A 1,278-nucleotide genomic window follows, 5' to 3' on the forward strand; every position below is an offset into this window, starting at 1 on the left:
GGCGCGCGGGCCGGCGCGCCCACCGAACCGGCCCGCGGAGTGCGCCGCCTGCTGCTTACGGCCTCGGGCGGTCCGTTCCGGCGCCACGATCCGCAAGACTTGGACAACGTCACGCCCGAACAGGCTTGCGCGCACCCGAACTGGAGCATGGGACGCAAGATTTCCGTCGATTCCGCCACCATGGCGAACAAGGGGCTCGAAGTCATCGAGGCGCACTGGCTGTTCGCCATGCCCGCCGACCGCATCGAAGTCCTGATCCACCCGCAGAGCGTGGTGCATTCAATGGTGGAATACGACGACGGCTCGGTGCTGGCGCAACTGGGCCAGCCCGATATGCGCACGCCCATTGCCTATGGCCTGGGTTTTCCAGACCGCCTGGCCAGCGGCGTGGGGCCGCTGGATCTCGTCCGCTGCGGCAAGCTGGAGTTCGAAACCCCCAACCTGGAACGCTTCCCGTGCCTGGGCCTGGCCTTCGACGCGCTGCGGGCCGGGCAGGGCGCCTGTGTGGCCCTGAATGCCGCCAACGAGGTCGCGGTGGACGCCTTTTTGTCCGGCCGCTTGCGCTACACCTGGATTTCCCGCGTGATCGCCGCCGCGCTTGAATGGCAGCAGCGCCAGTCTTCTGTTACGCTCGACAGTCTGGCCGACGTGCTGGCGCTCGACGCCGAAACGCGCGCCTACGCCGGCAATCTCGGCCTGGCCTGAACCCGCCGGGCCCACAGACACTGATCCATGCTTTACACCCTGCTTGCCTTCATCGTCGCTCTGGGCATACTCATCACGTTCCATGAGCTGGGCCACTATTGGGTGGCGCGGCTGTGCGGCGTGCGGGTGCTGCGCTTTTCGGTGGGGTTCGGCAAGGTATTGCTGCGCCGCGTCGACAAGCACGGCACCGAATGGGCCGTGTCGGCCATCCCGCTGGGTGGCTACGTCAAGATGCAGGACGACCCGCCCGTGGGTGCCTCGCGGGCCGAGGCCGCGCAATCGTTCAATACGCAGCCGGTGGGCCGGCGCATTGCCATCGTGGCCGCGGGGCCGCTGTTCAACCTGGCCCTGGCCATTTTCCTGTACACCGGCCTGAACCTGGCCGGCACGCAGGAACCCGTGCCGGTCATCGGCCCGCCGGCCGCCGGCACGCCCGCCCAGCAGGCCGGTTTCCAGGAAGGCGACCAGATCCTCGCCATCGGCGGCCGGCAGGTGGCGTCCTGGAACGACGCGCGCTGGCGCCTGCTCGACGTCCTGTCGGCGGGCGGGCAGGCCGACATCGCCGTGCGCACG

The 1,278-nt window shown here is 68.9% G+C and carries 1 protein-coding gene and 1 pseudogene; both read left to right on the forward strand.

Annotation, left to right across the window (positions count from 1 at the left end; translation table 11 throughout):
• Positions 1-705, forward strand: a pseudogene (locus tag LPZ50_RS24935) (1-deoxy-D-xylulose-5-phosphate reductoisomerase); the annotation flags it as partial.
• A gap of 27 nt (positions 706-732) precedes the next feature.
• A partial coding sequence (rseP, locus tag LPZ50_RS24940) for an RIP metalloprotease RseP (protein ID WP_230665509.1) occupies positions 733-1,278 on the forward strand: 546 nt, incomplete at its 3' end.

Source organism: Bordetella petrii, from assembly GCF_020991325.1.
In the GTDB taxonomy this organism is placed as follows: Bacteria; Pseudomonadota; Gammaproteobacteria; order Burkholderiales; family Burkholderiaceae_B; genus Bordetella_A; species Bordetella_A petrii_E.